We start from the raw sequence: 23,994 nt of genomic DNA, 5'->3' as shown, positions 1-23,994 counted from the left end.
CGTTAGTGTTCTCTGGTATCAAAGGGTCCTGGGGGGACGGGGTCGTCTCCACCTGGGTGTAAAGGGTGGCATTTTAATACGCGTTTCACCGTCAACCAACTGCCTTTTATCACTCCAAACCTGCGCAATGCCTCAATTCCGTAGCTTGAGCATGTTGGTGTGAAACGGCAGTGCGGCCCGAGTAGCGGACTAATCAGGCGTTGATAGACCCGAATGAGGGCTATCAGGACCCGTGAGCCAGGCGACAGTGGCGGCGCCATAATTTTTCCAACGCTTCCGAGAGAGCACGGTTATCGAGGTCGGCAACCCCTTTCTTCGCCACCACCACGAAATCCATTGAAGGCAGTTCGTGCTGACGTAAACGGAAGCTTTCACGCGTCAGACGTTTAATCCGATTGCGTTCATGCGCACGCTTAACATTTTTCTTGGCGACTGTGAGACCGATGCGGGGATGCCCCAGCGAATTTTGGCGGCCGAGGATGGTGATTTGCGGCGTGCCAGCCCGTTGTGGCTGCTGGAAGACGAAAGTGAAATGAGCGGGAGTTAACAAACGTAACTCCCTGGGAAATGCTAGCTTAACCACTCAGGGGTTAGCTTTATTACTTGGAAACGGTCAGACGAGCGCGGCCTTTAGCACGACGACGTGCCAGAACCTGACGACCATTTTTAGTAGCCATACGAGCACGGAAGCCGTGAGAACGGTTGCGCTTCAGTACAGACGGTTGAAAAGTGCGTTTCATGGCGATTTCTACCTAAACTTGAATAAATTCACTGACTTTTGCGTATACCCGAACGAGTTTCGAACGACTAACGCCTCAGCGTGGGTGATTAAAGAGGCCGGATTGTAATAATTGTACACTCCGGAGTCAATTCTCTTTCCTTATTTCCCGCGTATTTCCGCACGTTTTCGCGTGGAAAATGAGCAACGGACGACGCAGGAAGATGAGCATCACGCGCCGGGTCGAGGATTATACGGGCTCAACGATAAAGCGCAAGGATCGTCCCGGATCTTCGTTAGATCATTTAAGCAAAAAATTGTCTGTGCTCATTAATTTTTCCAATATGCGGACTAAATCGTGGGGCACTCCCGTCAGGATCGTTTACACTTACCCGGTTTCGGATCTTCCTGTGGATAAATCGGGAAGAATCTGTGAGAAACAGAAGATCTCTGGCTCAGTTTAGGCTATGATCCGCGGTCCCGATCGGGATCCCAGGATCCTGGTCAGGATAAATTGCAGATAGCAATTCGCACGTCCCCCTTTACACAGGGTCATGTCGATGTGCGCCAACAATCATGAATATTCAATAGTTTTCTTTTATTGTTCGAGTGGAGTCCGCCGTGTCACTTTCGCTTTGGCAGCAGTGTCTTGCCCGATTGCAGGATGAGTTACCAGCCACAGAATTCAGTATGTGGATCCGCCCGTTGCAGGCGGAACTGAGCGATAACACGCTGGCTTTGTATGCGCCAAACCGTTTTGTGCTCGATTGGGTAAGGGACAAGTACCTTAATAACATCAATGGACTGCTGAACGATTTCTGCGGGTCAGATGCCCCACAGCTGCGCTTTGAAGTGGGTACAAAGCCGGTCACCCAAACCGTTCGTGAAACCGTGAACGTCGCAGCGCCTGCTCAGGCCGCTCCTGCTCCGGCCCCTCGCGTCGCCCCCGCTCGTCAGGGCTGGGATAATGTTCCCGCACCGGCTGAGCCAACCTACCGCTCTAACGTTAACGTGAAACACACGTTCGATAACTTCGTTGAAGGTAAGTCGAACCAACTGGCGCGCGCGGCGGCTCGCCAGGTTGCTGATAACCCCGGTGGAGCCTACAACCCGCTGTTCCTGTATGGCGGCACGGGTCTGGGTAAAACGCACCTGCTGCATGCGGTGGGCAACGGCATTATGGCGCGCAAGCCCAATGCCAAAGTGGTGTATATGCACTCCGAGCGCTTCGTTCAGGACATGGTAAAAGCCCTGCAAAACAATGCGATCGAAGAGTTTAAACGCTACTATCGTTCCGTTGACGCGCTGCTGATCGATGACATTCAGTTCTTTGCCAATAAAGAACGATCGCAGGAAGAATTTTTCCACACCTTCAATGCCCTGCTGGAAGGTAATCAGCAGATCATTTTGACCTCGGATCGCTATCCAAAAGAGATCAACGGCGTTGAAGATCGTCTGAAATCCCGCTTCGGCTGGGGCCTGACCGTGGCGATCGAGCCACCGGAGCTGGAAACCCGCGTCGCGATCCTGATGAAGAAAGCCGATGAAAACGACATTCGCCTGCCGGGCGAAGTGGCGTTCTTCATTGCCAAGCGTCTGCGCTCCAACGTGCGTGAGCTGGAGGGGGCACTGAACCGCGTTATCGCCAATGCCAACTTCACCGGTCGTGCGATCACCATCGATTTTGTGCGTGAAGCGCTGCGCGATTTGCTGGCATTGCAGGAAAAACTGGTCACTATCGACAATATTCAAAAGACAGTGGCTGAGTACTACAAGATCAAAGTGGCAGATTTACTGTCTAAACGTCGTTCCCGCTCGGTGGCGCGTCCGCGTCAGATGGCGATGGCGCTGGCAAAGGAGTTAACCAACCACAGTCTGCCGGAAATCGGGGATGCGTTTGGTGGCCGTGACCATACGACCGTGCTGCACGCTTGTCGCAAGATTGAGCAGTTACGCGAAGAAAGCCACGACATAAAAGAAGATTTTTCCAATCTAATCAGAACATTATCATCGTGACGCTATGAAATTTACCGTTGAACGTGAACATTTATTAAAACCGCTGCAACAGGTGAGTGGCCCATTAGGTGGCCGCCCAACGCTGCCTATTCTCGGAAACCTGCTGCTTCAGGTCGCGGACGGTACGCTGTCGCTGACCGGTACAGATCTGGAAATGGAAATGATCGCGCGCGTTACGCTGACGCAGCCGCACGACGCGGGCGCGACCACGGTTCCGGCACGTAAATTCTTTGACATCTGCCGCGGGCTGCCGGAAGGCGCTGAAATTGCCGTGCAGCTGGAAGGCGACCGTATGCTGGTGCGTTCTGGCCGCAGCCGTTTCTCGCTCTCCACGCTGCCTGCTGCGGACTTCCCGAACCTGGACGACTGGCAGAGCGAAGTTGAATTCACCCTGCCACAGGCGACGATGAAGCGTCTGATTGAAGCCACGCAGTTCTCCATGGCGCATCAGGACGTTCGTTACTACTTAAACGGCATGCTGTTCGAAACCGAAGGTGAAGAGCTGCGTACCGTGGCCACCGACGGCCACCGTCTGGCGGTCTGTTCTATGCCGATTGGCGACTCACTGCCAAACCATTCGGTGATCGTGCCGCGTAAAGGGGTGATTGAGCTGATGCGTATGCTCGACGGTGGCGACACGCCGCTGCGCGTGCAGATTGGCAGCAATAACATCCGCGCCCACGTGGGCGATTTTGTCTTCACATCGAAGCTGGTTGACGGTCGTTTCCCGGATTATCGCCGCGTATTGCCGAAGAACCCGGACAAAACGCTGGAAGCAGGCTGCGACAGCCTCAAGCAGGCCTTTGCCCGTGCCGCGATCCTCTCAAACGAGAAATTCCGCGGCGTGCGCCTGTACGTGAGTGAAAACCAGATCAAAATCACCGCTAACAACCCGGAGCAGGAAGAGGCAGAAGAGATTCTGGACGTCACCTACGCCGGGGCTGAGATGGAAATCGGCTTCAACGTCAGCTACGTGCTGGATGTGCTGAACGCGCTGAAATGCGAGAACGTGCGCATCCTGCTGACCGACTCCGTTTCGAGCGTACAGATTGAAGATGCCGCATCACAGTCGGCTGCCTATGTTGTCATGCCAATGAGACTGTAATGTCGCTCACCCGTCTGTTGATCCGCGACTTTCGCAATATCGAAAGCGCGGATCTCGCTTTATCCCCTGGCTTTAACTTCCTGGTTGGCGCGAACGGCAGCGGCAAAACCAGCGTGCTTGAGGCCATCTATACGCTCGGCCACGGCCGGGCGTTTCGCAGTTTGCAGATTGGTCGCGTCATCCGCCACGAACAGGAATCTTTTGTTCTGCACGGGCGTTTGCAGGGGGCGGAGCGGGAGACCGCCATCGGCCTGACCAAAGACAAGCAGGGCGACAGTAAGGTGCGCATCGACGGTACCGACGGCCACAAGGTGGCGGAGCTGGCGCTGCTGATGCCAATGCAGCTGATAACGCCGGAGGGGTTTACTTTACTCAACGGCGGCCCCAAATACAGAAGAGCGTTCCTCGACTGGGGGTGCTTTCACAACGAAGCCGGATTTTTTAACGCCTGGAGCAACCTGAAGCGTCTGCTCAAGCAGCGTAACGCCGCGCTGCGCCAGGTGACGCGCTACGCCCAGCTGCGTCCGTGGGACATGGAGTTAATTCCTCTTGCGGAACAGATCAGCCGCTGGCGTGCCGAATACAGCGCAGGTATCGCCGAAGACATGGCCGACACCTGCAAACAGTTTTTACCCGAATTCTCTCTCACCTTCTCCTTCCAGCGCGGCTGGGAGAAAGAGACGGATTATGCCGAGGTGTTAGAGAGAAACTTCGAGCGCGACCGCATGTTGACCTACACCGCGCACGGCCCGCACAAGGCGGATTTCCGCATTCGTGCCGACGGCGCGCCGGTGGAAGACACGCTGTCGCGCGGGCAGCTCAAGCTCCTGATGTGTGCGCTACGTCTGGCACAGGGGGAGTTTCTCACCCGCGAGAGCGGGCGGCGCTGCCTGTACCTGATAGATGATTTTGCCTCGGAACTTGACGACGCGCGGCGCGGGCTGCTTGCCAGCCGCTTAAAAGCCACGCAGTCGCAGGTTTTCGTCAGCGCCATTAGCGCTGAACACGTTATAGACATGTCGGACGAAAATTCGAAGATGTTTACCGTGGAAAAGGGTAAAATAACGGATTAACCCAAGTTGAAATGAGCGAGAAACGTTGATGTCGAATTCTTATGACTCCTCCAGTATCAAAGTCCTGAAAGGGCTGGATGCGGTGCGTAAGCGCCCGGGTATGTATATCGGCGACACGGATGACGGCACCGGTCTGCACCACATGGTATTCGAGGTGGTAGATAACGCTATCGACGAAGCGCTCGCGGGTCACTGTAAAGACATCGTGGTCACCATCCATGCGGACAACTCCGTCTCCGTCACCGATGACGGTCGTGGCATCCCAACCGGTATTCACCCGGAAGAGGGCGTCTCTGCGGCGGAAGTGATCATGACCGTCCTGCACGCAGGCGGTAAGTTCGACGATAACTCCTATAAAGTTTCCGGCGGCCTGCACGGCGTAGGTGTTTCGGTAGTAAACGCCCTGTCGCAGAAGCTGGAGCTGGTTATCCAGCGCGAAGGCAAAATCCACCGTCAGCTCTATACGCACGGCGTGCCGCAGGCACCGCTGGCCGTCACGGGCGACACCGACAAAACCGGTACCATGGTGCGTTTCTGGCCGAGCCTCGAAACCTTCACCAACGTCACCGAGTTCGAGTACGACATCCTGGCGAAACGCCTGCGTGAACTGTCGTTCCTGAACTCCGGCGTCTCGATTCGCCTGCGCGACAAGCGTGACAACAAAGAAGACCACTTCCACTACGAAGGCGGTATCAAGGCGTTTGTTGAGTATCTGAACAAGAACAAAACGCCAATTCACCCGAATATCTTCTACTTCTCCACCGAAAAAGACGGTATCGGCGTGGAAGTGGCGCTGCAGTGGAACGACGGTTTCCAGGAAAACATCTACTGCTTCACCAACAACATTCCACAGCGTGACGGTGGTACTCACCTTGCGGGCTTCCGTGCGGCGATGACCCGTACCCTGAACGCCTACATGGACAAAGAAGGCTACAGCAAGAAAGCGAAAGTCAGCGCCACCGGTGACGATGCCCGTGAAGGCCTGATTGCCGTTGTCTCCGTGAAGGTACCGGATCCGAAGTTCTCCTCACAGACCAAAGACAAGCTGGTCTCTTCTGAGGTGAAATCGGCGGTTGAGCAGCAGATGAACGAACTGCTGAGCGAATACCTGCTGGAAAACCCGTCCGACGCGAAAATCGTGGTGGGCAAAATTATCGATGCGGCGCGTGCCCGTGAAGCGGCGCGTAAAGCCCGTGAAATGACCCGTCGTAAAGGCGCGCTGGACTTAGCCGGCCTGCCGGGCAAGCTGGCTGACTGCCAGGAACGCGACCCGGCGCTGTCCGAACTGTACCTCGTGGAAGGGGACTCCGCGGGCGGCTCTGCGAAGCAGGGCCGTAACCGTAAGAACCAGGCTATCCTGCCGCTGAAGGGTAAAATCCTCAACGTTGAGAAAGCCCGTTTCGACAAGATGCTCTCTTCTCAGGAAGTGGCGACGCTCATCACTGCGCTGGGCTGCGGCATTGGCCGTGACGAGTACAACCCGGACAAACTGCGCTACCACAGCATCATCATCATGACCGATGCGGACGTCGACGGCTCGCACATTCGTACGCTGCTGTTGACCTTCTTCTATCGTCAGATGCCTGAAATCGTTGAACGTGGCCACGTCTACATTGCCCAGCCGCCGCTGTACAAAGTGAAGAAAGGCAAGCAGGAACAGTACATCAAAGATGACGAAGCGATGGATCAGTACCAAATCGCGATCGCGCTTGATGGCGCGACCCTGCACGCGAACTCGCACGCCCCTGCACTGGCCGGTGAGCCGCTGGAGCGTCTGGTGTCCGAGTTCAACGCCACGCAGAAAATGATCACGCGTATGGAACGCCGTTATCCGAAAACGCTGCTGAAGGAGCTGGTTTATCAGCCAACCCTGACCGAAGCCGATCTGAGCGACGAGCAGACCGTGACCCGCTGGGTGAACGCTCTGGTGACCGATCTGAACGAGAAAGAGCAGCACGGCAGCCAGTGGAAATGCGATGTTCAGCAGAACGCCGATAAGCAGTTCGAGCCTATTATTCGCGTGCGCACCCACGGCGTTGATACCGACTACCCGCTGGAGCACGAGTTTGTCACCGGTCCGGAATACCGTCGTATCTGCACGCTCGGCGAGACGCTGCGCGACCTGATCGAAGACGATGCGTTCATCGAACGTGGCGAACGTCGTCAGCCGGTAGCCAGCTTCGAGCAGGCGCTGGACTGGCTGGTGAAAGAGTCCCGTCGTGGCCTCGCGATCCAGCGCTATAAAGGTCTGGGCGAAATGAACCCGGAGCAGCTGTGGGAAACCACCATGGATCCGGAAAGCCGCCGCATGCTGCGCGTTACCGTTAAAGACGCGATTGCTGCAGACCAGCTGTTCACGACCCTGATGGGTGATGCGGTTGAACCACGTCGTGCGTTCATCGAAGAGAACGCCCTGAAAGCGGCAAATATCGATATTTAATCGGTTTGAAACCGCACGATAACTGGCCGCGCTTTTAGCGCGGCTTTTTTATGGGCGCAGGCATATCCAGCGACATTGCGGACGGTAAACGGCTCGCCAGCGTATCTATCGCCATTCTTACCCTCAGCGGCAGGTGCGGCGTCTGCTGCCACACCGCATGAACGTCGAAATGCACGTCCGGTGCCTGCTTCAGGAGCGGGACGAGTTTACCCTGGTGAATATCTTTAACGACCATCCAGCAGGGCAGCCATGCAATGCCGTGTCCGGCCAGCGCAGCGTCGCAGATCGCCTGCAAATCATCCATGTTGAGCGACGATCGGGGGGTAAAGGTGCGCGACGTTCCTTCGCTATCCATCAGCTGCCAGGGCAATACTCTGCCTGCGCGCAGATAGTTAATAGCCGTATGCTGGGGTAAATCAGCCACGCTTTGCGGTTGGCCTTTCTTCTGCAGATAATCCGGCGCGGCGCATAGCACCATGCGGTGTTCTCCCAGCCTTCTGGCGACCAGCACGCTGCTGTCCTGAAGCGTGCCGTTACGCACCGCCATATCAAACCCTTCCTCGACGAGATCCACCACCCGGTCGCTGAATGACATTTCCAGTTCAAGCCCGGGGTGTTCCTGCGCCAGCGCTATCAGCAGCGGGGCGACACACTGGCGACCAAACAGCACCGGCATGGCAACGCGCAGGCGGCCACTGACCTGCTGTTTCCCTGTTTCAAGCAGCGATTCCGCGCCCCGAATCTCCTCCAGCGCGCGCAGGCAGCGTTCATAAAAAAGAGCGCCGTTATCGGTCAGCCTCTGGCTACGGGTGGTGCGGTGAAAAAGACGTACCCCCAGCCGCTCTTCAAGGCGAGCGATGCTTTTCCCTACCGCCGAGCGTGACAAATGCAGGCGAATTGCGGCCTGAGCGAAACTTCCCGCCTCAACGGCGGCCACAAAAACAGGAATATCCTTCAGCGTATCGGTCATGGATTGTATCGATTATGGCGTCAATAAAGAGAAAACTTATCGCCACTGGTGACCTTTAGTCAACGGTAGACTGTCAGGACTAAAGCTCATCTGATGGCAGGAGAAATAAAATGACAGAGACAATGCAACGCTGGTCCATGGACGCCCTCGGGCGCGAGAACCTCAAGCTGACTCAGGCACCCGTTCCACAGCCCGGCCCGGGTGAAGTGCGCGTACGGGTGAAAGCCGTTGCGCTCAACTATCGCGATAAAATGGTTGTTGAAGGCACAATGCCAATCCCACTTTCCTTCCCGTTTACCCCGGCGTCTGACATGGCGGGCGTCGTAGACAGCGTGGGTGAAGGCGTCACGCGCTTCCAGCCCGGCGCTCGCGTTATCTCAACCTTCTTCCCGGAATGGATCGACGGTAAACCGCAGGCGGACGCGCGCAATTTGCCCTATAAAACGTCCGGTGGATACTTCCAGGGGATGCTGGCCGAGTATGTGATTGTGAAGGAAGACGCGCTGGTGGCCTCCCCGGAGACCCTGGATGACGCCGAGGCCAGTACCTTACCCTGCGCAGGGCTTACCGCCTGGTTTGCGCTGGTGGAACGCGGACAGCTGCGCGCCGGGCAATCGGTGCTGGTGCAGGGCACGGGCGGGGTGGCGATTTTCGCCCTGCAAATTGCAAAAGCGCACGGTGCAGAGGTATTTGTCACGTCCGGGAGCGATGAAAAGCTGGCGCTGGCCAAAAAACTGGGGGCCAGCCAGGGCATCAACCGCCTGAAAGGCGACTGGGCTGAAAATACGCTGGCGCTCACGCAGGATCGCGGCATCGACCATATTATTGAAACCGTGGGGGGCGAGAACCTGAAGCACTCCCTGCGCGCCGTTGCCGTTCACGGACGTATCTCCGTTATTGGCGTGCTGGCCGGGACGGAGATTACCCTCTCTGCTGGCGAGCTGTTGCTGAAATCCCCCGTCATTCAGGGGATCGGCGTGGGACACCGCCGGGCGCTGGAAGATTTCGTCCGCGCTGTTGACGTCACCGGACTGAAACCCGTGATTGAGCATCGCTACCGTTTTAACGAGCTTGAACAGGCGTTTGAACATCTCGATCGCGGCGCGTTCGGTAAAATCGTTCTCACCCGCGAGTAGGTCTTTGTTCCCCGGAATAAGCGTAAAAGGGGGCTTTTGTTGCGCAATGTAGCTCTATTTTTGTGTGCTTAATCGCGTTAGCATGAGGCAGCACTCATTTATCCCGGGGAACTCATGGCTATCAAACTTATTGCAATCGATATGGACGGCACGCTGTTGCTGCCAGACCACACTATCTCTCCAGCCGTTAAGAACGCGATCGCTGCGGCACGCGCAAAGGGCGTGAATGTGGTCCTGACCACGGGGCGTCCGTATGCGGGCGTGCACAGCTACCTGAAAGAGCTGCACATGAATCAGCCTGGCGACTACTGCATCACCTATAACGGTGCGCTGGTGCAGAAAGCCGCGGATGGCAGTACGGTTGCGCAAACCGCGCTGAGCTACGATGACTATCTGTTCCTGGAAAAACTGTCCCGGGAAGTGGGGTCCCACTTCCACGCCCTCGATCGCAATACGCTTTACACCGCCAACCGTGATATAAGCTACTACACGGTGCATGAATCCTACGTTGCGACCATTCCGCTGGTGTTCTGTGAAGCGGAGAAAATGGACCCTGCCACCCAGTTCCTGAAAGTGATGATGATCGACGAGCCGGAGATCCTGGATAAAGCGATTGCACGCATTCCGGCCGAGGTGAAAGAGAAATACACCGTGCTGAAAAGTGCGCCGTACTTCCTCGAAATCCTTGATAAACGCGTCAATAAAGGCACCGGCGTGAAATCGCTCGCTGATGCGCTGGGGATTAAACAGGAAGAGATCATGGCGCTGGGCGACCAGGAAAACGACATCGCGATGATTGAATTCGCGGGCATGGGCGTGGCGATGGATAACGCCATTCCGTCGGTGAAAGAAGTGGCCAACTTCGTGACCAAATCCCACCTCGAAGACGGCGTTGCCTACGCGATCGAGAAGTTTGTGCTGCGGTAACGCTTATTTCTAATCATCGGCCTCGGTTATCAACCGGGGCTTTTTTTTGCGCTGAATTTATCGAATTGTTCTTTTTGTGATCTTGATTGTAGTACAACAATTATTAATTGTACTACATTGTCACCGCAGCAAAGTCGAACGCCCTCACGTTTGTACTGCAAAAGTGAGGTGAAATTCAGCGGTCGCGGTAAAGTAGTGATGGACATACAGAGCACAAGGACTCTCCATGACTCTCAATAAAACCGATCGCATCGTCATTACGCTGGGCACCCAGATTGTGGGTGGCAAATACGTTCCCGGTTCGCCGCTGCCTGCAGAGGCCGAACTGTGTGAGGAGTTTGAAACCTCGCGCAACATCATCCGGGAAGTCTTCCGCTCGCTGATGGCGAAGCGGCTGATTGAAATGAAGCGCTATCGCGGCGCGTTTGTTGCCCCGCGCAACCAGTGGAACTACCTCGATACCGACGTACTGCAGTGGGTGCTGGAAAACGATTACGACCCGCGGCTTATCGGCGCGATGAGCGAAGTCCGAAACCTGGTTGAACCGGCCATCGCCCGCTGGGCGGCGGAGCGCGCAACCTCTGGCGATTTGGCGCAGATTGAGTCGGCTTTAAACGACATGATCGCCAATAACCAGAACCGGGAGGCGTTTAACGAGGCGGATATTCGCTACCACGAAGCGGTGCTGCAGTCGGTGCATAACCCGGTATTACAGCAGCTTAGCGTGGCGATCAGCTCGCTACAGCGAGCAGTATTTGAACGTACCTGGATGGGCGATGAGGCCAACATGCCGAAAACGCTCCAGGAACATAAAGCGCTGTTCGATGCGATACGGCATCAGGACGGCGATGCGGCAGAGCAGGCGGCGCTTACCATGATTGCCAGCTCGACACGAAGGCTGAAGGAAATCACATGACATCTCGCTACATCGCAATTGACTGGGGATCGACCAATCTGCGCGCCTGGCTGTACCAGGGCGAACAGTGCCTGGAGAGCAGGCAATCAGAAGCAGGCGTGACGCGCCTGAACGGTAAATCCCCCGAGGCGGTGTTAGCAGAGGTCACACAAAACTGGCGCGACAGCGCCACGCCGGTGGTCATGGCGGGAATGGTCGGCAGCAACGTTGGCTGGAAAGTTGCGCCATACCTGCCTGTTCCTGCCCATTTCTCCGCGATTGGCGAGCAGTTAACGTCCGTTGGCGACAATATCTGGATAATTCCCGGTTTGTGCGTCTCTCGCGGCGATAACCACAACGTGATGCGCGGCGAAGAGACGCAGCTGCTTGGCGCGCGCACGCTTTCTCCTTCTTCTGTCTACGTCATGCCCGGAACGCACTGCAAGTGGGTCCAGGCTGATGCTGAGCAAATCCACGATTTTCGCACCGTGATGACCGGCGAGCTGCACCATTTGCTGCTCAACCACTCGCTGGTGGGAGCCGGTTTGCCGGAGCAGCAAGCCTCGTCAGAGGCGTTTGCTGCCGGGCTTGAACGTGGGATCGCTTCCCCTGCCGTTTTGCCGCAGCTTTTTGAGGTTCGCGCCTCGCACGTGCTGGGAAATCTCCCGCGCGAGCAGGTCAGCGAGTTTCTCTCCGGCCTGCTGATTGGCGCAGAGGTCGCCAGCATGCGTGATTTCATCGCGCACGAGCAGGCCATCACCATTGTCGCCGGCGCATCGCTGACGTCGCGCTACGAGCAGGCGTTTCGCGCCGTTGGGCGTGATGTTGCAACGGTATCCGGCGACACGGCATTTCAGGCAGGAATAAGGAGCATCGCTCATGCAGTGGCAAACTGATCTTCCCCTTATCGCAATTTTGCGCGGCATCACGCCCGATGAGGCATTAGCCCACGTCGGTGCGGTTATCGACGCCGGATTCGACGCGGTAGAAATCCCGCTCAACTCGCCGGAGTGGGAAAAAAGCATTCCGGCCGTGGTGGAGGCGTTCGGTGAGAAGGCGCTGATTGGCGCAGGCACCGTGCTGCACCCGGAGCAGGTGGATGAACTGGCGAAAATGGGCTGCAAGCTTATCGTCACGCCCAACATTCAGCCTGAGGTGATCCGCCGCGCGGTGGGTTACGGCATGACCGTCTGCCCGGGATGCGCCACCGCCACGGAAGCCTTTACTGCTCTGGATGCGGGCGCACAGTCGCTCAAAATATTCCCGTCATCGGCTTTTGGACCGGACTACATCAAAGCGCTGAAAGCGGTATTGCCTGCCAGCGTGCCGGTCTTTGCCGTGGGCGGCGTAACGCCAGAAAACCTGGGCCAGTGGATGAGCGCGGGCTGTGTGGGCGCGGGGCTGGGCAGCGATCTCTATCGCGCCGGGCAGTCCGTGGAACGTACCGCACAGCAGGCGGCAGCATTTGTGAAAGCGTATCGAGAGGCAGTGAAATGAAAATAACCAAACTCACCACGTACCGTTTACCCCCTCGCTGGATGTTCCTGAAAATCGAAACCGATGAAGGCGTTGTGGGCTGGGGCGAACCGGTGATTGAAGGGCGCGCGCGCACCGTAGAAGCGGCGGTGCACGAGCTGGGTGAATACCTGATTGGTCAGGATCCGGCACGCATCAACGACCTGTGGCAGGTGATGTACCGCGCGGGCTTCTACCGCGGGGGACCGATTCTGATGAGCGCCATCGCCGGTATCGACCAGGCGCTGTGGGATATCAAAGGCAAAGTGCTGAACGCGCCGGTCTGGCAGCTGATGGGCGGCCTGGTGCGCGACAAAATTAAAGCCTACAGCTGGGTCGGCGGTGACCGTCCTGCGGAAGTGATCGACGGCATCACGCAGCTGCGCAACATTGGCTTTGATACCTTCAAGCTCAACGGCTGCGAAGAGATGGGCATTATCGACAACTCGCGCGCGGTGGATCGCGCGGTGAATACTGTCGCGCAAATCCGTGAAGCCTTCGGCAACGAGATCGAATTTGGCCTGGACTTCCATGGCCGCGTTAGCGCGCCGATGGCCAAAGTGCTGATCAAAGAGCTGGAGCCGTATCGTCCGCTGTTTATCGAAGAGCCGGTACTGGCCGAACAGGCCGAGTACTATCCGAAACTGGCTGAACAGACGCACATTCCCATCGCGGCGGGTGAACGCATGTTCTCGCGCTTCGAGTTTAAACGCGTGCTGGAAGCGGGCGGCATTGCCATCCTGCAGCCGGACCTCTCTCACGCGGGCGGCATCACCGAATGCTACAAAATTGCCGGGATGGCCGAAGCCTACGATGTGGCGCTGGCGCCGCACTGTCCGCTTGGACCGATTGCGCTGGCGGCCTGTCTGCACGTCGACTTTGTCTCCCGCAACGCGGTGTTCCAGGAGCAGAGCATGGGGATTCACTATAACAAGGGCGCGGAACTGCTCGATTTTGTGAAAAATAAAGAAGACTTCAGCATGGAAGGCGGTTTCTTTAAACCGTTAACGAAGCCGGGCCTTGGCGTTGAGATTGATGAAGCCAAAGTCATTGAGCTGAGTAAACATGCGCCGGACTGGCGTAATCCACTGTGGCGTCATGAAGACGGTTCCGTAGCCGAGTGGTAACTCTCCGGCTGGCGCTTCGCCACCGGGCAAAAATCGTTAATACAAAAATATAACCCTCTGTAAATTACAGGGCATGGTGAGCGGCTTCGCTATGCCCAAAATCTGGAGACAGATTGCGATGGATATTCCAGTTACCGCTACAAAAACCGGGCGTCGCCGCTACCTGACGCTGATTATGATCTTTATTACCGTGGTCATTTGCTATGTCGACCGCGCCAACCTTGCCGTGGCATCGGCCCATATTCAGGAAGAGTTTGGCATCACCAAAGCGGAAATGGGTTACGTCTTCTCGGCGTTTGCCTGGCTGTATACGCTCTGCCAGATCCCGGGCGGCTGGTTCCTTGACCGCGTGGGTTCACGTTTGACCTACTTTATCGCCATTTTCGGCTGGTCCGTGGCGACACTTTTCCAGGGCTTCGCGACCGGGCTGATGTCGCTGATTGGCCTGCGCGCCATCACCGGGGTTTTCGAAGCGCCCGCGTTTCCCACCAACAACCGCATGGTGACCAGTTGGTTCCCGGAACACGAGCGTGCGTCTGCCGTCGGCTTTTACACCTCCGGGCAGTTCGTTGGCCTGGCGTTCCTGACGCCGCTGCTGATCTGGATCCAGGAGCTGCTGAGCTGGCACTGGGTGTTCATCGTCACAGGGGGGATTGGCATTATCTGGTCGCTGATCTGGTTCAAGGTCTACCAGCCGCCGCGGCTGACCAAAAGCATCACCAAAGCCGAGCTGGACTACATCCGCGACGGCGGTGGCCTGGTGGACGGTGATGCGCCGGTGAAAAAAGAAGCGCGCCAGCCGCTGACCAAAGCGGACTGGAAGCTGGTCTTCCACCGTAAGCTGGTGGGCGTTTATCTGGGCCAGTTCGCGGTGACCTCCACGCTGTGGTTCTTCCTGACCTGGTTCCCGAACTATCTGACCCAGGAAAAGGGCATCACGGCGCTGAAGGCGGGCTTTATGACTACCGTGCCGTTCCTCGCGGCTTTTTTCGGCGTACTGCTCTCCGGGTGGCTGGCCGATAAGCTTGTGAAAAAAGGCTACTCGCTGGGCGTGGCGCGTAAAACGCCGATTATCTGCGGGCTGCTGATCTCCACCTGCATCATGGGGGCCAACTACACCAACGATCCGGTGTGGATTATGGCCCTGATGGCGGTGGCGTTCTTCGGTAACGGTTTCGCCTCTATCACCTGGTCGCTGGTGTCGTCTCTTGCGCCGATGCGGCTGATTGGCCTGACCGGCGGCGTGTTCAACTTTGTCGGCGGGCTGGGCGGGATCACCGTACCGCTGGTCATCGGCTACCTGGCGCAGGACTACGGCTTCGGCCCGGCGCTGGTGTACATCTCCGCCGTGGCGCTGATCGGTGCGCTCTCCTACATCATGCTGGTGGGTGATGTGAAACGAGTAGGCTAATCCCTGCGGATGTTTTACCCTGATGCACTCACCGTGCATCAGGGTATCCTCATGAAACAAATCACCTTCGCTTCCCGCAACCACCAGCTGACCAACATCAATACCTGGACGCCGGACAGCCAGTGGCTGGTCTATGACGTGCGCCCGTCCGGTGCATCGTTCACCGGTGAAACCATCGAGCGGGTCAACGTCGGTACGGGCGAGGTCGACGTGGTTTATCGCGCCACCGATGGCGCGCACGTTGGCGTGGTGACCGTTCATCCCGCGCAGGAGAAATACGTCTTTATCCACGGCCCGAGAAACCCGGATGCAGACTGGCACTACGATTTTCATCATCGTCAGGGGGTGATCGCGCAAAGCGGTCAGGTGAGCAACCTGGACGCGATGGATATCACTTCGCCGTACACCCCTGGGGCGCTGCGCGGCGGCAGCCATGTGCACGTCTTCAGCCCGAACGGGCAGCTCGTCAGCTTCACCTATAACGACCACGTGCTGCACGAGCGCGATCCGAAGCTCGATTTACGCAACGTCGGCGTGGCTGCGCCTTACGGCCCGGTGAACCCGCAGGGGAACCATCCCCGTGAGTATCCGGGAACCTTCTGGAGCGTGCTGGTTAGCCACACGACGCCCAACCCGCAGCCGGGCAGCGACGAGATTAACCGCGCCTATGAAGAGGGCTGGGTGGGCAACACCAGGCTGGCGTTTATCGGCGATACCCTCTCTGCGCAGGGCGAAAAAGTCCCGGAACTGTTTATCGTCGACCTGCCGGAAGACGAGCAGGGCTGGAAGCGTGCGGGCGATGCGCCGCTGCAGGGCACGGCAGAGACCCTGCCAGCTCCGCCTGCCGGGGTGATGCAGCGTCGTCTGACCTTTACGCATCAGAGGGCCTATCCGGGCCTGGTGAACGTGCCGCGTCACTGGGTTCGCAGCAACCCGCAGGGGACGCAGATCGCGTTTCTGATGCGCGACGATAACGGCATTGTGCAGCTGTGGCTGATCTCGCCTGAGGGCGGTGAGCCTCGGCAACTGACGTGTAACGGGAGCGATATTCAGTCTGCGTTTAACTGGCATCCGGCGGGTGACCGACTGGGATTTGTGTTCGAAAACCGGATCGCCTGCTGTGACGCGCAGACCGGAGAGGTGACGTTTTTGACGTCCGATCACGGCAATCCGCCGTCTGCTGATGCCGTCGTGTTTTCCCCGGACGGGCGCTTTATTGCGTGGATGGAAGAGACAGGGGGGTTCCGTCAACTTTGGTTAACGGAAACCGCGCAGAACTAGCGTGGAGGCATCTCTGCGGGCGGGATAACGGCGTTTGTCGCCAGATTCTCCTGCTCGCTTTTTTCTACCCGTGAGCGCACGGAGTTGTCCTTACGAAACATATCCCACGGCAGCAAAAGCGTATCCGCCACAGCCGTAAACGGCATATCCAGGATAACCAGGGATTTGGTGCCCCAGTTTGTATCGTCATCGGAGATCATCGCCGCGCTGGCGCGCGTCCCCGGATATGTTCCTTCTTTACCACCGGTGTGAGACATTACGCTCGAACACCCGCAAAGTAAAACTACCCCGCTGAACGTCGTCAGCTTTATCAGAACATTTTTCATCATCACTCAGTCATCGTTAATGGCACTGCATAGACCTGCAACTCAGGGTTATAACGAGCCTTAACCAAAATGGATAGCCCGATAACCCCGCACTGTGGCAGCCATCGCAATTTAACCCTTTGTGCTGTTGTCCCAGTCTAAGCGAGATGCAGGAAAGTGCAAAAAAAAGTGCAGTCGTCGCGCTTGAAAAGCCCGGTTGCAGACCCATTTTAAGAATACGACCCGATAACGAACTCGCCTGATGGGTGTTCGGGGGGCGCAAAGGCCTGTCCATGGTGGAAGGCTACATTTTCTCGCTGATTTCAGGAGTTTTATTTATGCGTAACTTCGATCTTTCTCCGCTATACCGTTCTGCAATTGGTTTTGACCGCCTGTTTAACCATTTAGAAAATAACCAAAGCCAGAGCAACGGCTACCCTCCATACAATGTTGAGCTGGTTGACGAAAACCACTACCGCATTGCCATTGCCGTCGCCGGTTTTGCAGAAAACGAACTGGAGATCACCGCGCAGGACAACCTGCTGGTGGTGAAAGGTTCCCATACGGCCGAGCAGAAAGAGCGTACTTACCTTTACCAGGGCATCGCCGAGCGCAACTTTGAACGCAAGTTCCAGTTAGCCGAGAACATTCACGTTAAAGGCGCGAACCTGGTCAACGGCCTGCTGTTTATCGAACTGGAACGTGTGATTCCGGAAGAGAAAAAACCGCGTCGTATCGAAATTAACTAATTATGCGGGTCGCGCGAGCGGCCCACCCAGAATTGCTTGCCGTAACGGGAGCATATGCGAATCCATCAGGATTTGCAGGAACAACTGCGCACAAAATTAAACTGTGCCGAACTCGCTTCTCAGAAGGAGATTTAGTATGCGTAACTACGATTTATCCCCCTTACTTCGTCAGTGGATTGGTTTTGACAAACTGGCTAATGCCCTGCAAAACACCGCTGAGCAACAGACGTTCCCGCCGTACAACATCGAAAAAAGCGACGATAACCACTATCGTATTACCCTGGCGCTGGCCGGCTTCCGTCAGGAGGATCTGGATATCCAGCTCGAAGGCACGCGCCTGACCGTGAAAGGTACGCCGGAGAAACAAGAGACCGAGACCAAATGGTTGCATCAGGGGCTGGTTAATCAGCCGTTTAGCCTGAGCTTTACCCTGGCAGACCATATGGAGGTGTCCGGCGCCACGTTTACCAACGGGCTGCTGCATATTGACCTGACCCGCAACGTGCCGGAAACCATCCCGCCGCAGCGTATCGCCATTAGCGACCGGCCGGCGTTAAACAGCTAACAGTGTGCGGGCTGGTGCCCTCACCCCGGCCCTCTCCCACAGGGAGAGGGTGAAAAGATAAAGCCCTGCCCCGGCAGGGCTTTTTTGTGCGCCATCGCCCATACAACCGCCCGCGGCTCTGAGAGAATCCTTAGCATAACTAAGGTTATGCCAAGGAAGTGGATCATGAGTGATATCGCGTTAACCGTCAGCGTGTTGGCCCTGGTCGCTGTTGTTGGCCTGTGGATAGGGAATATCAAAATCCGCGGCGTCGGGTTTGGGATAGGCGGGGTGCTGTTTGGCGGCATTTTTGTCGGCCACTTTGCCGACCAGCTCGGGCTGGTGCTGAGCGCCGAGATGCTCCACTTTACTCAGGAGTTCGGCCTGATCCTCTTCGTCTATACCATCGGGATTCAGGTGGGGCCGGGCTTTTTCGCTTCACTTCGGGTCTCCGGATTACGGCTCAACCTTTTTGCCCTCGGCATTGTGGTGATGGGCGGGCTGGTCACCGCCATACTGCATAAAATCTTTGCTATCCCGCTGCCCGTGGTGCTGGGCATTTTCTCCGGGGCGGTCACCAACACGCCCGCGCTCGGTGCCGGACAGCAAATCCTGCGCGATTTGGGCATCGAACCCGGCATCGTCGATCAGATGGGGATGAGCTACGCCATGGCCTATCCGTTTGGCATTTGCGGCATTCTGCTCTCCATGTGGCTGGTCCGCGTCCTGTTTCGCATTAACGTCGATAAAGAGGCGAAAGACCACGAAACCACGCTCACCAACGGCCATATGCCGATCAAAACCATCAATATTCGGGTCGATAACCCCAACCTGAACAATATGGCGATTCAGGACGTACCGATCCTGAACAGCGCCAATATCATCTGCTCCCGCCTTAAGCGCGACGATATGCTGATGGTGCCCGCGCCTGGCACCATCATTCAGCAGGGCGATCTGCTGCACCTGGTCGGCCAGCCCGGCGATTTAAACAACGCGCGGCTGGTGATTGGTCAGGAAGTGGATACTTCGCTCTCAACCCGCGGCACCGATATGCGCGTGGAACGCGTTGTGGTGACTAACGAGCACGTTCTTGGTAAGAAAATACGCGATCTTCAGGTAAAAGAACGCTACGACGTGGTGATCTCCCGCCTCAACCGTGCGGGTGTCGAGCTGGTCGCCAGCCCCGAGGCCAGCCTGCAGTTCGGGGATATCCTCAACCTGGTCGGGCGCCCGTCATCCATCGACGCCGTGGCGGATATGGTGGGTAACGCGCAGCAGAAACTGCAGCAGGTGCAGATGCTGCCGGTGTTCATCGGTATCGGGCTTGGCGTACTCCTTGGCTCCATCCCGCTGTACGTGCCGGGCTTCCCGGTGGCGCTCAAGCTGGGCCTGGCGGGCGGGCCGCTGATTATGGCGCTGATCCTCGGGCGTATCGGCTGCATCGGTAAGCTCTACTGGTTTATGCCGCCGAGCGCCAACCTGGCGCTGCGCGAGCTGGGCATCGTGCTGTTCCTGGCGGTGGTCGGGCTGAAGTCCGGCGGGGATTTCGTCGACACCCTGATCAAGGGCGAAGGGATGAGCTGGGTCGGCTACGGCATCTTTATCACGGCGATTCCGTTGCTGACGGTGGGCATACTGGCGCGGATGTTCGCCAAAATGAACTACCTGACGCTGTGCGGCATGCTGGCGGGCTCCATGACCGATCCGCCCGCGCTGGCCTTTGCCAACAACCTGCACAGCACCAGCGGCGCGGCAGCGCTCTCCTATGCCACCGTCTACCCGCTGGTGATGTTCCTGCGCATCATTACCCCGCAGCTACTGGCGGTGCTGTTCTGGGGGATGGGCTAGCAGGTCGTCCGGGTGGATGCGCCGCAGATGGTAGTCCACCTGGTAATCACTGGTATTGCGGAACATCACGGAATAATTGAGGAACTCGCCGCTGTCGCTGTAGGAAAGGGAGGTGATACGCAGCAGCGGCGTCTGTTCCGGCAGGTTCATATAACCCGCCAGCTGCTTATCGGCCAGCACCGGCGTCAGGCTCTCGTAGTTGCCGCTGATGGTGATCCCGCACTCCTTCTCGATGTAATCAAACTTTGACCCTTCAAGATGCGCCAGCGACAGATTGCGGAACAGCTTCACCGGCATAAAACTGTCCTCCAGCATCAGCGGCTTTCCGTCCACGTAGCGCACCCGTCGGGAAAAGTAGATCCGCTCATCCACCTGAATCCGCAGCTGGCTGGCGATGGCGGGTGGGGCGGGCATCACTTCGAACTGCAGCACCTTGCTCTGCACCTCTTTTCCCTGCTGGCGCAGCACCTCCACCAGCCCGGTCAGGTTGGTGGTTTCGTGGTGAACGTCTTTACGCGACACAAACGTGCCGCTGCCGTGACGCCGCTCAACCAGCCCCCAGCTCACCAGCAGATCCAGCGCCTTGCGGATGGTCATTCGCGCCACGCCGAACTCCTGCGCCAGCGCTTTTTCGCCGGGCAGCGGGCTGCCGATGTTGTAGTCCGACGAATTCAGCCGCAGCCGCAACCTGTCAGCAATGGATTTGTAGATCACTGGTAGACCTCTCTGCCCTTATCAGGGCGTGGATGGCGTCCTGATATGTCTATATTTACCGCAAAAAGTAGACCTGATTGGTCAAAATAAAACCATGAATGCGATCACGAATCGCAGCGGCACGCCATGTACGCGCATCAGTAAGTTCTTATGCTCACCTCAGGCCAGCAAAAAACCATAAAGGCCTCTACCCCTACAGGTTGTTTCATGAGGATTTAAAAATGCTCAGTCAAATACAACGTTTTGGCGGTGCCATGTTTACCCCGGTGTTGCTGTTTCCGTTCGCCGGGATCGTGGTGGGAATCGCCATCATGCTTCGCAACCCGTTGTTTGTCGGCGAAGCCTTAACGGCCCCCGATCATCTTTTCGCGCAGATTGTTCACATCATTGAAGAGGGCGGCTGGGCGGTGTTCCGCAATATGCCGCTGATTTTTGCCGTCGGCCTGCCGATTGGCCTGGCGAAGCAGGCCCAGGGCCGCGCCTGCCTGGCGGTGCTGATTAGCTTCCTGACCTGGAACTACTTCATCAACGCGATGGGGATGACCTGGGGCCACTTCTTTGGCGTCGACTTCTCCGCCGAACCGACGGCCGGTAGCGGGCTGGCGATGATTGCCGGCATCAAAACGCTCGATACCAGCATCATCGGCGCCATCGTGATTTCAGGCATCGTCACCGCCATCCACAACCGCTATTTTGACAAGCCGCTGCCGGTGTTTCTGGGGATTTTCCAGGGCAGCTCGTTTGTCGTTATCCTCGCGTTCTTCGTCATGATCCCCTGCGCCTGGCTGACGCTGCTGGGCTGGCCGAAAGTGCAGATGGGCATTGAGTCCCTGCAGGCGTTCCTGCGCTCTGCCGGGGCGCTGGGCGTGTGGGTGTATACCTTCCTGGAACGTATTCTGATCCCAACCGGATTGCACCACTTCGTCTACGGTCCGTTCATCTTCGGCCCGGCGGCGGTTGAGGGAGGGATTCAGGTCTACTGGGCGCAGCACCTGCAGGAATTCAGTCAGAGCACCCTGCCGCTGAAAACTCTCTTCCCGGAAGGCGGCTTCGCTCTGCACGGTAACTCAAAAGTGTTTGGTTCGGTCGGGATTGCGCTGGCGATCTGGTACACCGCGTCGCCGGAAAACCGCGTCAAGGTCGCGGGGCTGCTGGTCCCGGCAACGCTCACCGCCGTGCTGGTGGGCATTACTGAACCGCTCGAATTCACCTTCCTGTTTATCTCGCCGCTGCTGTTTGCCGTTCACGCCGTGCTGGCGGCGACCATGGCGACGGTGATGTACACCTTTGGCGTGGTCGGGAACATGGGCGGCGGCCTGCTGGATCAGTTCCTGCCGCAAAACTGGATCCCGATGTTCCATAACCACGCCGCGACGGTCTTCACCCAGATCGGCATTGGCGTCTGCTTCACCGGAATTTACTTCGTGGTCTTCAAAACGCTGATTGCACGTCTGAACCTGAAAACGCCGGGCCGGGAGGAGAGCGAAATCAAGCTCTACAGCAAGGCCGACTATAAGGCGGCGCGTGGGCAAACCACAGCTCCGGCTGCGGCCAGCCAGCAGGTCGGGCAGGCCGCCGGATTCCTGCAGGCGCTGGGCGGTGCGGCCAACATCGAAAGCATCAACAACTGCGCCACCCGCCTGCGCATCGCCCTGGTCGATATGGCGAAAACGCAAAGCGATGACGTCTTCAAAGCCCTCGGCGCCCACGGCGTGGTGCGACGCGGCAACGGCATTCAGGTGATTGTCGGCCTGCACGTTCCTCAGGTGCGCGACCAGCTGGAATCGCTGATGAAAACCCCCTTAACGAATGAACAAACCACCCTGACAGAGGCTATATCATGAAAAAATTCTCAGTTGTCATTGCAGGCGGCGGCAGCACCTTTACGCCTGGTATCGTCCTGATGCTGTTAGCCAACCGTGACCGTTTCCCGCTGCGCGCCCTGAAGTTCTATGACAACGACGGCGCGCGTCAGGAGACCATCGCCGAAGCGTGCAAAATTATCCTTAAGGAACAGGCTCCGGAGATTGAGTTCAGCTACACCACCGACCCGAAAGCGGCCTTTAGCGATGTCGATTTCGTGATGGCACATATCCGCGTGGGTAAATACCCGATGCGCGAAAAAGATGAAAAAATCCCGCTGCGCCACGGCGTGCTGGGTCAGGAAACCTGCGGCCCGGGCGGGATTTCCTACGGCATGCGCTCTATCGGCGGCGTGCTGGAGCTGGTGGATTATATGGAGCAGTACTCTCCGAACGCGTGGATGCTGAACTACTCCAACCCGGCGGCGATTGTCGCGGAAGCCACGCGCCGCCTGCGTCCGAACGCCAAAATCCTCAACATCTGCGATATGCCGATCGGCATTGAAGGGCGCATGGCGCAGATTGTCGGCCTGAAGGACCGCAAAGAGATGCGCGTGCGCTACTACGGCCTGAACCACTTCGGCTGGTGGACGTCGATTGAAGATCTGAACGGCAACGATTTGATGCCGAAACTGCGTGAATACGTGGCGAAAAATGGCTATGTCCCGCCTTCTGACGACGCTCATACCGAAGCGAGCTGGAACGATACGTTCGCTAAAGCAAAAGACGTGCAGGCGCTGGATCCGGACACCATGCCGAACACCTACCTGAAGTATTACCTGTTCCCGGACTACGTGGTCGCGCATTCCAACCCGGAACGCACCCGCGCCAATGAGGTCATGGATCACCGTGAGAAGCACGTGTTCAGTTCCTGCCGGGCGATTATCGAGGCGGGAAAATCCTCTGCCGGTGAATTGGAAATCGACGAACATGCGTCGTACATCGTCGATCTGGCGACGGCAATCGCCTTCAACACCCAGGAGCGGATGCTGCTGATTGTGCCCAACAACGGGGCCATCCATAACTTCGATGCCGACGCGATGGTGGAGATCCCGTGCCTGGTGGGCCATAACGGGCCGGAGCCGCTCACGGTGGGCGATATTCCGCACTTCCAGAAAGGGCTGATGAGCCAGCAGGTGGCGGTGGAAAAACTGGTGGTGGATGCCTGGGAGCAGCGCTCGTACCAGAAACTCTGGCAGGCGATCACCCTGTCGAAAACCGTGCCGAGCGCGTCCGTCGCGAAGGCGATTCTGGATGACCTGATCGAGGCCAATAAGGATTACTGGCCAGAGCTGCACTGATCGTCCTGACCGGCATCGCCCGATGCCGGTCTCCTTGTCCTTGTCGATTTACGCTAT

Annotated in this window: 23 protein-coding genes and 1 other annotated feature; of the genes, 17 read left to right on the top strand and 6 right to left on the bottom strand. The window is 57.4% G+C overall.

Annotation, left to right across the window (positions count from 1 at the left end; translation table 11 throughout):
- Nucleotides 1-2: 2 nt before the first annotated feature.
- From yidD to rpmH, 3 genes are read right to left on the bottom strand one after another with little or no spacing between them, the layout of a single operon-like run.
- Nucleotides 3-260: a membrane protein insertion efficiency factor YidD gene (gene yidD, locus AC0TN7_RS06115; protein ID WP_001307474.1), complete on the bottom strand. Its 258-nt coding sequence runs from the start codon at nucleotides 258-260 to the stop codon at nucleotides 3-5.
- Nucleotides 224-583, bottom strand: coding sequence for a ribonuclease P protein component (gene rnpA / locus AC0TN7_RS06110; protein WP_024907873.1), 360 nt, complete (start codon nucleotides 581-583; stop codon nucleotides 224-226). The genes yidD and rnpA overlap by 37 nt, the downstream gene beginning before the upstream one ends.
- A gap of 16 nt (nucleotides 584-599) precedes the next feature.
- On the bottom strand, nucleotides 600-740 hold the full coding sequence (gene rpmH, locus AC0TN7_RS06105) for a 50S ribosomal protein L34 (RefSeq protein ID WP_000831330.1): 141 nt from the start codon (nucleotides 738-740) through the stop codon (nucleotides 600-602).
- A gap of 599 nt (nucleotides 741-1,339) precedes the next feature.
- On the opposite strand from rpmH, the gene dnaA reads away from it, so the two are divergent.
- Genes dnaA through gyrB form a run of 4 tightly spaced genes read left to right on the top strand, consistent with a single transcriptional unit; the run spans nucleotide 1,340 to nucleotide 7,352 of the window.
- Nucleotides 1,340-2,734 carry a chromosomal replication initiator protein DnaA gene (gene dnaA / locus AC0TN7_RS06100; RefSeq protein WP_010426558.1) on the top strand — a complete coding sequence of 465 codons (1,395 nt, stop codon included), beginning with the start codon at nucleotides 1,340-1,342 and terminating at the stop codon, nucleotides 2,732-2,734.
- 4 nt (nucleotides 2,735-2,738) lie between these two features.
- Complete coding sequence (gene dnaN / locus AC0TN7_RS06095; RefSeq protein WP_008500170.1) at nucleotides 2,739-3,839, top strand: DNA polymerase III subunit beta; 1,101 nt, start codon at nucleotides 2,739-2,741, stop codon at nucleotides 3,837-3,839.
- Nucleotides 3,839-4,912: a DNA replication/repair protein RecF gene (gene recF, locus AC0TN7_RS06090; RefSeq protein WP_032648574.1), complete on the top strand. Its 1,074-nt coding sequence runs from the start codon at nucleotides 3,839-3,841 to the stop codon at nucleotides 4,910-4,912. The genes dnaN and recF overlap by 1 nt, the downstream gene beginning before the upstream one ends.
- Nucleotides 4,913-4,940: 28 nt before the next feature.
- Nucleotides 4,941-7,352, top strand: coding sequence for a DNA topoisomerase (ATP-hydrolyzing) subunit B (gene gyrB / locus AC0TN7_RS06085; RefSeq protein WP_024907871.1), 2,412 nt, complete (start codon nucleotides 4,941-4,943; stop codon nucleotides 7,350-7,352).
- A 34-nt stretch (nucleotides 7,353-7,386) separates the two neighbouring features.
- Here gyrB and AC0TN7_RS06080 read toward each other — a convergent pair whose 3' ends face one another.
- A complete protein-coding gene (locus AC0TN7_RS06080; protein WP_473701927.1) occupies nucleotides 7,387-8,322 on the bottom strand; it encodes a LysR family transcriptional regulator in 936 nt (311 codons plus the stop codon).
- A gap of 110 nt (nucleotides 8,323-8,432) precedes the next feature.
- Here AC0TN7_RS06080 and AC0TN7_RS06075 point away from each other — a divergent pair, with 110 nt between their 5' ends.
- The 8 genes from AC0TN7_RS06075 to AC0TN7_RS06040 all read left to right on the top strand — a co-directional run bounded on the left by AC0TN7_RS06075 (nucleotide 8,433) and on the right by AC0TN7_RS06040 (nucleotide 16,614).
- Nucleotides 8,433-9,458 carry a zinc-dependent alcohol dehydrogenase family protein gene (locus AC0TN7_RS06075; RefSeq protein ID WP_157188396.1) on the top strand — a complete coding sequence of 342 codons (1,026 nt, stop codon included), beginning with the start codon at nucleotides 8,433-8,435 and terminating at the stop codon, nucleotides 9,456-9,458.
- 114 nt (nucleotides 9,459-9,572) lie between these two features.
- Nucleotides 9,573-10,385 carry a sugar-phosphatase gene (gene yidA / locus AC0TN7_RS06070; protein WP_473701926.1) on the top strand — a complete coding sequence of 271 codons (813 nt, stop codon included), beginning with the start codon at nucleotides 9,573-9,575 and terminating at the stop codon, nucleotides 10,383-10,385.
- A 226-nt stretch (nucleotides 10,386-10,611) separates the two neighbouring features.
- Nucleotides 10,612-11,301 carry a D-galactonate utilization transcriptional regulator DgoR gene (gene dgoR, locus AC0TN7_RS06065; protein ID WP_003861109.1) on the top strand — a complete coding sequence of 230 codons (690 nt, stop codon included), beginning with the start codon at nucleotides 10,612-10,614 and terminating at the stop codon, nucleotides 11,299-11,301.
- Nucleotides 11,298-12,176, top strand: a complete 879-nt coding sequence (locus tag AC0TN7_RS06060) for a 2-dehydro-3-deoxygalactonokinase (RefSeq protein WP_473701925.1) — start codon at nucleotides 11,298-11,300, stop codon at nucleotides 12,174-12,176. Before dgoR ends, AC0TN7_RS06060 begins: the two co-directional genes overlap by 4 nt.
- Nucleotides 12,160-12,777: a 2-dehydro-3-deoxy-6-phosphogalactonate aldolase gene (locus AC0TN7_RS06055; protein WP_042714333.1), complete on the top strand. Its 618-nt coding sequence runs from the start codon at nucleotides 12,160-12,162 to the stop codon at nucleotides 12,775-12,777. Before AC0TN7_RS06060 ends, AC0TN7_RS06055 begins: the two co-directional genes overlap by 17 nt.
- Nucleotides 12,774-13,922, top strand: coding sequence for a galactonate dehydratase (dgoD, locus tag AC0TN7_RS06050; protein ID WP_119936457.1), 1,149 nt, complete (start codon nucleotides 12,774-12,776; stop codon nucleotides 13,920-13,922). The genes AC0TN7_RS06055 and dgoD overlap by 4 nt, the downstream gene beginning before the upstream one ends.
- A 73-nt stretch (nucleotides 13,923-13,995) precedes the next feature.
- On the top strand, nucleotides 13,996-15,333 hold the full coding sequence (locus AC0TN7_RS06045; RefSeq protein WP_148769892.1) for an MFS transporter: 1,338 nt from the start codon (nucleotides 13,996-13,998) through the stop codon (nucleotides 15,331-15,333).
- A gap of 51 nt (nucleotides 15,334-15,384) precedes the next feature.
- Nucleotides 15,385-16,614, top strand: coding sequence for a YidR family protein (locus AC0TN7_RS06040; RefSeq protein ID WP_267217682.1), 1,230 nt, complete (start codon nucleotides 15,385-15,387; stop codon nucleotides 16,612-16,614).
- Here AC0TN7_RS06040 and AC0TN7_RS06035 read toward each other — a convergent pair.
- Nucleotides 16,611-16,943 carry a YceK/YidQ family lipoprotein gene (locus AC0TN7_RS06035; RefSeq protein ID WP_024907391.1) on the bottom strand — a complete coding sequence of 111 codons (333 nt, stop codon included), beginning with the start codon at nucleotides 16,941-16,943 and terminating at the stop codon, nucleotides 16,611-16,613. The two genes, AC0TN7_RS06040 and AC0TN7_RS06035, sit on opposite strands and share 4 nt — an antisense overlap.
- Nucleotides 16,944-17,192: 249 nt before the next feature.
- Nucleotides 17,193-17,264, top strand: a sequence feature (ROSE (Repression Of Heat Shock gene Expression) occurs in the 5'-region of heat shock genes and acts as an RNA thermometer to modulate expression.).
- Between AC0TN7_RS06035 and ibpA the strand changes: the two genes are divergently transcribed.
- The 3 genes from ibpA to AC0TN7_RS06020 all read left to right on the top strand — a co-directional run bounded on the left by ibpA (nucleotide 17,258) and on the right by AC0TN7_RS06020 (nucleotide 20,060).
- Nucleotides 17,258-17,668, top strand: a complete 411-nt coding sequence (gene ibpA / locus AC0TN7_RS06030) for a small heat shock chaperone IbpA (RefSeq protein ID WP_008500162.1) — start codon at nucleotides 17,258-17,260, stop codon at nucleotides 17,666-17,668. Its footprint overlaps the feature before it by 7 nt.
- A gap of 136 nt (nucleotides 17,669-17,804) precedes the next feature.
- Entirely contained in the window at nucleotides 17,805-18,233 is a 429-nt protein-coding gene (ibpB, locus tag AC0TN7_RS06025) for a small heat shock chaperone IbpB (RefSeq protein WP_024907389.1), read from the top strand.
- 165 nt (nucleotides 18,234-18,398) lie between these two features.
- Nucleotides 18,399-20,060, top strand: coding sequence for a putative transporter (locus tag AC0TN7_RS06020; protein WP_229226569.1), 1,662 nt, complete (start codon nucleotides 18,399-18,401; stop codon nucleotides 20,058-20,060).
- Here the strand turns inward: AC0TN7_RS06020 and AC0TN7_RS06015 are convergent.
- The gene (locus AC0TN7_RS06015; protein WP_023618235.1) at nucleotides 20,028-20,774 is read right to left on the bottom strand and encodes a GntR family transcriptional regulator; all 747 of its coding nucleotides are present in this window, start codon (nucleotides 20,772-20,774) and stop codon (nucleotides 20,028-20,030) included. The two genes, AC0TN7_RS06020 and AC0TN7_RS06015, sit on opposite strands and share 33 nt — an antisense overlap.
- 221 nt (nucleotides 20,775-20,995) lie before the next feature.
- On the opposite strand from AC0TN7_RS06015, the gene AC0TN7_RS06010 reads away from it, so the two are divergent.
- On the top strand, nucleotides 20,996-22,618 hold the full coding sequence (locus tag AC0TN7_RS06010; RefSeq protein ID WP_024907386.1) for an alpha-glucoside-specific PTS transporter subunit IIBC: 1,623 nt from the start codon (nucleotides 20,996-20,998) through the stop codon (nucleotides 22,616-22,618).
- Nucleotides 22,615-23,937, top strand: coding sequence for a 6-phospho-alpha-glucosidase (locus AC0TN7_RS06005; protein ID WP_208763374.1), 1,323 nt, complete (start codon nucleotides 22,615-22,617; stop codon nucleotides 23,935-23,937). Before AC0TN7_RS06010 ends, AC0TN7_RS06005 begins: the two co-directional genes overlap by 4 nt.
- Nucleotides 23,938-23,994 lie beyond the last annotated feature (57 nt).

The organism is Enterobacter sp. PL_is511 (genome assembly GCF_055816065.1).
Note: the sequence above shows the minus strand (reverse complement) of the source record. Positions and strands in the feature narration are given on the sequence as shown.

Coding starts and splice junctions, on each gene's coding strand:
- AC0TN7_RS06020 (WP_229226569.1), top strand. CDS start 18,399: ATGAGTGATATCGCGTTAACCGTCAGCGTGTTGGCCCTGGTCGCTGTT.
- ibpA (WP_008500162.1), top strand. CDS start 17,258: ATGCGTAACTTCGATCTTTCTCCGCTATACCGTTCTGCAATTGGTTTT.
- AC0TN7_RS06010 (WP_024907386.1), top strand. CDS start 20,996: ATGCTCAGTCAAATACAACGTTTTGGCGGTGCCATGTTTACCCCGGTG.
- AC0TN7_RS06035 (WP_024907391.1), bottom strand. CDS start 16,943: ATGATGAAAAATGTTCTGATAAAGCTGACGACGTTCAGCGGGGTAGTT.
- dnaN (WP_008500170.1), top strand. CDS start 2,739: ATGAAATTTACCGTTGAACGTGAACATTTATTAAAACCGCTGCAACAG.
- AC0TN7_RS06075 (WP_157188396.1), top strand. CDS start 8,433: ATGACAGAGACAATGCAACGCTGGTCCATGGACGCCCTCGGGCGCGAG.
- yidD (WP_001307474.1), bottom strand. CDS start 260: ATGGCGCCGCCACTGTCGCCTGGCTCACGGGTCCTGATAGCCCTCATT.
- AC0TN7_RS06055 (WP_042714333.1), top strand. CDS start 12,160: ATGCAGTGGCAAACTGATCTTCCCCTTATCGCAATTTTGCGCGGCATC.
- gyrB (WP_024907871.1), top strand. CDS start 4,941: ATGTCGAATTCTTATGACTCCTCCAGTATCAAAGTCCTGAAAGGGCTG.
- dgoR (WP_003861109.1), top strand. CDS start 10,612: ATGACTCTCAATAAAACCGATCGCATCGTCATTACGCTGGGCACCCAG.
- yidA (WP_473701926.1), top strand. CDS start 9,573: ATGGCTATCAAACTTATTGCAATCGATATGGACGGCACGCTGTTGCTG.
- AC0TN7_RS06005 (WP_208763374.1), top strand. CDS start 22,615: ATGAAAAAATTCTCAGTTGTCATTGCAGGCGGCGGCAGCACCTTTACG.
- AC0TN7_RS06045 (WP_148769892.1), top strand. CDS start 13,996: ATGGTGAGCGGCTTCGCTATGCCCAAAATCTGGAGACAGATTGCGATG.
- AC0TN7_RS06060 (WP_473701925.1), top strand. CDS start 11,298: ATGACATCTCGCTACATCGCAATTGACTGGGGATCGACCAATCTGCGC.
- AC0TN7_RS06080 (WP_473701927.1), bottom strand. CDS start 8,322: ATGACCGATACGCTGAAGGATATTCCTGTTTTTGTGGCCGCCGTTGAG.
- dgoD (WP_119936457.1), top strand. CDS start 12,774: ATGAAAATAACCAAACTCACCACGTACCGTTTACCCCCTCGCTGGATG.
- recF (WP_032648574.1), top strand. CDS start 3,839: ATGTCGCTCACCCGTCTGTTGATCCGCGACTTTCGCAATATCGAAAGC.
- AC0TN7_RS06040 (WP_267217682.1), top strand. CDS start 15,385: ATGAAACAAATCACCTTCGCTTCCCGCAACCACCAGCTGACCAACATC.
- ibpB (WP_024907389.1), top strand. CDS start 17,805: ATGCGTAACTACGATTTATCCCCCTTACTTCGTCAGTGGATTGGTTTT.
- rpmH (WP_000831330.1), bottom strand. CDS start 740: ATGAAACGCACTTTTCAACCGTCTGTACTGAAGCGCAACCGTTCTCAC.